The sequence below is a fragment of the Methanobrevibacter sp. genome (assembly GCF_017427765.1).
GTDB lineage: Archaea > Methanobacteriota > Methanobacteria > Methanobacteriales > Methanobacteriaceae > Methanocatella.
Genome location: NZ_JAFRSC010000060.1, coordinates 1 through 5,757 on the forward strand (window position 1 = coordinate 1; position 5,757 = coordinate 5,757).

The window sequence follows — 5,757 nt, forward strand, 5'->3', positions numbered from 1 at the left end:
AAGGCGTTGGTCATGTCGTTTTAGGCTATGCCGATATGGAAGCACCACAACCACTTCCAAGAAAAGAAGATTACATCCACTTTGTGGATTAAATCTTTTGCTTTTTTGTAATAATTTTATGCCAAATATGAAATATTTTTTCTAAATTCGGCTAAATATTGCTTTATATTAATAAAACTTATTTTAAAAATATTATTTATTAAAATTAATCATTAAAATCTTATAATAAATTTAACATAGTACAGAAAGATTAATTTAAAAAAATTAGAAATCTATCTTAGTATAGAAAGATTAATTTAAAAAAAATTAAAAAGATGAGTTAAACTACTCATCTACATTTTTTCAGGTGCTGAAACACCTAAAATATCTAAAGCGTTTTTAATGGTTATTTTAGCTCTGTCAACTAAAATCAATCTGGTGTCTTCTACTTCAGAACCGATAACCTGTTCTGATTTGTAGAATCTGTTAAATGAACCGGCCAAGTCCTGGCAATATTGTGTAATGTTGTGAACTCTCTTTTTATTTGCACAATCTTCAACAACTTGCGGGAACTTAGCAATCTGTCTTATAAGGTCCTGTTCAGATTCATTTGGAACCCAGTTATCATCCACTTTTAAAGAGCTGATGTCTTTGCCGGCATTATCAAGTAATTTGCATGCTCTTGCGTGTGCGTATTGAATGGAAGCACAACCTCTCTCAAAGCTTAAAGCTTCATCCCATTTGAAAGTTAAGTGTTTTTCAGGGGACAATTTAGCAATGAAGAATCTTACTGCTCCAACACCAATTTCTTCAGCCATAGGTGCAATTTCATCTTCACTTAAATCCGGATTTCTTGATTTAATTTCATCACTAGCTCTTAATACTGCCTCATCAATTAATTCATCAACAGATACGAATTTACCCCTTCTTGTTGACATTGAACCTTCAGGAAGAGTGATGAATTCATAAAATATGACTTCAGGAGGAGTTTGCCTAAAAATTTCTTCAAAAATAACTTTAATCTGTTTTGCGGCCAGTTTATGGTCTGAACCTAAAATATCAAGTACTGTGTCTCCTAAAGTAGCTTTGTATTTGTGATAAGCCAAATCACGGGTAGAATAAAGGGAAGTTCCATTTGACCTTCTTAAAACAAATTCCTTTTCAATGTTAAAGTCTGTTAAATCAATGTATAAAACATCGTCTTCACGGGTAAATCCTTCTCTTTGGATGTAATATACCAAATCATCAACTTCACCGTTTCTGATAAATTGGCCTTCCCAGACAAAATCATCATGGACGATATTCATTCTCTGAAGTGATTCCTTCATTCCGGATATGCATTGTGATACAACGCTTTCAAAGACTTTGTTTAACTCTTCATCTTCACCTTTTTCGTACTTTTGGATTAATTCATCGACTTTAGCGTTTAAAGCTTCATCTTCTTCAACTGCCTTGTTTGCATCAAAGTACAGTTTTCCGATTTTGTGGTCAAGCTTTTCGCCTTCATAATCTTCGATTTTCAAACCGCATTCGGTAATACCGCAGACAATAATGGCAATCTGTCTTCCCATATCATTAACATAATATTGAGTTTCCACATCCCTTCCGGCTAAGCGTAAAAGTCTTGCAAGGGAATCTCCGAAAATGGAGTTTCTGATATGTCCGATATGAAGCGGACCGTTAGGATTAGCTGAAGTATGCTCAAGGATAATCTTTTCGCCATATTCCGGAAGCTGACCATAATTTTCATCAACTTTTTCCAAAAGCAATTTTGAAAATTTGGAATAATCTATAAAGAAATTCACATACGGTCCGAAGTTTTTGACTTCAGAAAAGATTTCCGGAACTTCAATTTTTTCAACTAAATCCTTTGCAACTTCCGGAGGGGAAGTTCTTAACTTTTTAGTTAATGCAAAAGCAATAGTGCTTGCAAGATCTCCTAATTTTGGATTTGGAGGGAATTCTAATTTAAAATTCCTGTCTATTTCTTCATCATATTGATCCAATGCCTTATTAATGGCATCGATAGCTTGTTTTTCAATTTCAAAATACATTAACTCACCTTAAATAATCATAAACCCCTTAACCAAAGGGAAAGATAACCAATTTTTGGAATAACTACCAGACTGTCGCCGAGCGTTACAACTCTCTCTTTAATCTGACTGGCTTCGACATAATACGGATCGGGACCGTTGTTATTGTCTCCCTTTATAAGATACATAGTAGTTCCGTTAATATCGACAATATTTATAATTCTGTGAATTACAGGCTGGTTAAACCATTTTGCGTCATATACTACAACATCCCCGATTTCAACATCTTTCGGGTCAAACTCATGGATTCCTAAAAAATCCGCCTTTTGAACAAGGACAATATCTCCTCTGTAAAATGCAGGTTCCATACTGCCTGAAACAACAACGTTTAAGTGTTGAGCGGCGATAAGAACTATTACAAGGATAATTATGTATGATGCAATTTCTTTATAATCAATTTCCATTATATTACCTTCTTCTTTTTCTGAAAGCTGCCTGAAGAGCTATTTCAATGGCATCTGAAGTTTTTTGCATATCCTCCATACTGTGTGCATTTGAAATAAAATTACATTCAAACTGAGATGGCGGAATAAATACTCCCTCTTTTAGCAATGCCTTGAAGTATCTTAAGAACTGTTTTCTATCGGATTTTTGAGCATCAGCATAGTTATAAACAGGTTCTGGATTGAAATAAATCTGAAACATTGAAGCAAGTCCGACCGGCTGGATATTGTATTCCTCATCCTCTATAATTGACTGGATGTTTCCTCTCAGGTAGTTTCCTTTCCTTTCAAGTTCCTTATAGAAAGCATCATCAAGCTGTGTTAAAGTGGAAATTCCCGCCTGAACGGAAACCGGATTTCCTGAAAATGTACCTGCCTGATAAACCGGACCGTTAGGAGCTATCAGTTCCATGATTTCTTTTTTTCCACAAAAAGCACCCATCGGAAGTCCTCCACCAACAATTTTACCTAATGTAGTTAAATCAGGAGTTACGCCATAATATTGTTGAGCTCCACCTCTTGATGCTCTAAAACCGGTGATTACTTCATCAAATATTAAAATAATATTATTTTCTTCTGTGATTTTTCTAATGAACTCTAAAAATCCTGGTTTTGGTTCTATGCATCCAACATTGCCCATGACCACTTCCATAATGATACATGCAATGTTTTCGCCTTCCTTTTCAATCAGTTCTGTTAGAGCTTCTTCATCATTGAACGGTACTGATAATGTATTTTTAGTGGTGTCAGCCGGAATTCCCGGACTGTCAGGTAGTGTTGCGGCACCGGATCCTCCTTTTACTAAAACATAATCATGCGCACCATGATATGCGCCTTCAAATTTAACAATTTTATCCCTACCTGTAAAACCTCTTGCAAGCCTGATAGCACTCATTGTTGCTTCGGTTCCGCTGTTACAGAATCTTACCATTTCAGCAGAAGGAATTCTGTCTACAACCTCTTTTGCAAGAGTTATTTCATTTTCAGTTGGAGTGCCGTAAGCGGTTCCAATAGTCAACTGATTTGAAACTTCCCTTACAACTTTAGGGTCTGCATGACCCAATATCAAAGGACCGTATGCAAGACAGTGGTCTATGTAGGTCTTGCCGTCCACATCAGTGATTCTGGACCCCCCAGCGCTTTTAACAAAAAACGGATAAGGCTTAAAAGCACGTACCGGAGAGTTTACTCCACCAGGAAAATAATTTTTAGATTCATTGAACAATTCTTCGGAATACATTTTATCACACTATAAATGTTGTATTAATGAATTTACACAAGCAACGGCAATTGGTGTTCCACCTTTAGGACCTTCAACGATAATGTTTGGAATATCGGAGTTATGTAATGCCTCTTTGGAATCGGCCGCTCCTACAAAACCAACCGGAACGCCTACAATAGCCTTAAGATTCATTTCACCTTTTGCATATAAATCCATTGCTTCAAAAACAGCAGTTGGAGCATTACCTGAAACTACAATTCCTTCAAAATCATTAGCCGCAGCATAACGCATTGCAGCAGCCGCTCTTGTAATCTGATTTTCTTTAGCTATTTTTACAACTTCTTCGTTTTTAATGTAACACTCAACTTCCCCCTCATATCGTGTAATACCATACTTGACCATGTTAATGTCTGTCAGAATGGTTTCCTTATTTTTAAGGGAGGCCATAGCTGCATCCACAAAATCAGAACTCATATGTACCAATTTAGCATATTCAGGATCGGCAGTTGAGTGAACAATTCTCTCAACGATGTCTCTTTCTATAGGTTTTAAGTCTTTGACATCATCACCAATAAGGCCACGGATAATCTCTCTACTTTTATTTGCAATATCCAGACCTTGCTTAGTTGATGCACCCATGAACATTTTGTCTGTCATATTATAACTATTGGTAAATATATCAGTTAAATATTTTGTTTTAATCAATACACCGTTTAGAATCAAAATCCAAAAATGACTTTTAAAACTTATCAAATACTCTCGAAAAATGTTTTAAAGAACCTAAAGTTTAAATATTACGTTTTTCTCAAAGCAATTTTACGTAATGAGTTCAACAAGCTTTATATAATTTTTAAATCATCTTTAATAACTATGAATATTGAATATTATAATAGAATTAGAGGTAATTAAAATGGCAAAAGCTATAGCACCAACACCAACATTAAAAGGAAAAGATACCAAAAGCTTTTTAAAAGAAATGAAAAGGCCAAAGAATAAAAATGAAAATAAAATCAAACAAAGAATCAAAAATAGTCGGCATGTTGATTTCTTTTAAACCCTAATTTTTTACTGATTGTCCGCCAACTGATTTTTGAATGTAAAACCTAGTAAATCTAATTGAGTAATTATAATTAACATCATTTAGCACTTGCTGACAATCCCGCCAGATATCCTGTAGAAAATGCGATTTTTAAATTATAGCCACCGGTCGGTCCATGAACATCAAGAACTTCACCGGCAAAATACAAATCAGAAATTAATGTTGATTCCATGGTTTTAGCATTGACATTTGACAAATCAACACCGCCAATTGTAACTTTAGACAAATCAGAATTAAATCCATTAATTTCAAAAGGAAATCTTTTTAAATTTTCTATTAATCTATTTTTACTTTTCTTGTTAATTCTTGATAGCTGAATCTCACCGTCCAAATCAAGTTCATCCAAAAAGAAATCTACAAACCTGTTTGTCAAAAACAGCTTCAGGTAATTTTTAAGCATTGTCTTTCCTTTGTCTTGGAAATCTCTGTTAAACTTATCATTTAACTGATCTCGTGAAAGTTCAGGACATAAGTCAATAGCTATCTCAAATTCAAAATCAGGATTATCATCTAATAAGTTATAAGTTATACTTTCAGAAATTAAATTGCTTAAATTTATAATTCCAGGACCTGTAAGGCCAACATGGGAAAACAGCACATTACCTTTGACTTTACTTTTCTTATAACTTATAACAACATCATATAATGTTGCACCGGCAATATCGGATAAATCTTTTTTGGTCAATAGGGGAACAAGCCCATATTTGATGTCAGTTAAAGGTTGTGAAGTTAGAGAATAATTTTTAATGCTGCATCCGGTTTGAGGGTATGTTATTCCACCAGTGGCAATTATGACCTTATCTGCCTTGATTTTATCGTTTATTATAAAACCTTGCCTAATCGATTCGACTTCAAAGTTATAACTTATAACAACATCATCGAGATATTCAGTTAAAACATTTAAAATGTCTAAATACTTTT

The 5,757-nt window shown here is 34.4% G+C and carries 6 protein-coding genes; 1 reads left to right on the plus strand and 5 read right to left on the minus strand.

What is annotated here, in order from left to right:
• Nucleotides 1-332: 332 nt before the first annotated feature.
• The 4 genes from argS to IJL02_RS12475 are packed head-to-tail and all read right to left on the minus strand — an operon-like array spanning nt 333 to nt 4,394.
• A complete protein-coding gene (gene argS, locus IJL02_RS12460; protein WP_292814001.1) occupies nt 333-2,033 on the minus strand; it encodes an arginine--tRNA ligase in 1,701 nt (566 codons plus the stop codon).
• Between the two features lie 17 nt (nt 2,034-2,050).
• Nucleotides 2,051-2,476 (minus strand): signal peptidase I, encoded by a 426-nt coding sequence (locus IJL02_RS12465; RefSeq protein ID WP_292813996.1) that lies wholly within the window; start codon nt 2,474-2,476, stop codon nt 2,051-2,053.
• Between the two features lie 4 nt (nt 2,477-2,480).
• Nucleotides 2,481-3,755: a glutamate-1-semialdehyde 2,1-aminomutase gene (gene hemL, locus IJL02_RS12470; protein ID WP_292813992.1), complete on the minus strand. Its 1,275-nt coding sequence runs from the start codon at nt 3,753-3,755 to the stop codon at nt 2,481-2,483.
• A 9-nt stretch (nt 3,756-3,764) separates the two neighbouring features.
• Complete coding sequence (locus IJL02_RS12475) at nt 3,765-4,394, minus strand: cobalt-precorrin-8 methylmutase (protein WP_292813989.1); 630 nt, start codon at nt 4,392-4,394, stop codon at nt 3,765-3,767.
• Nucleotides 4,395-4,647: 253 nt separating this feature from the next.
• Here IJL02_RS12475 and IJL02_RS12480 point away from each other — a divergent pair, with 253 nt between their 5' ends.
• Nucleotides 4,648-4,791, plus strand: a complete 144-nt coding sequence (locus IJL02_RS12480) for a hypothetical protein (RefSeq protein ID WP_292813987.1) — start codon at nt 4,648-4,650, stop codon at nt 4,789-4,791.
• Nucleotides 4,792-4,873: 82 nt separating this feature from the next.
• On the opposite strand, the gene IJL02_RS12485 is transcribed toward IJL02_RS12480, so the two are convergent.
• Nucleotides 4,874-5,757 (minus strand): aminoacetone oxidase family FAD-binding enzyme (locus IJL02_RS12485; protein WP_292816880.1); only part of this gene is annotated, 884 nt, incomplete at its 5' end.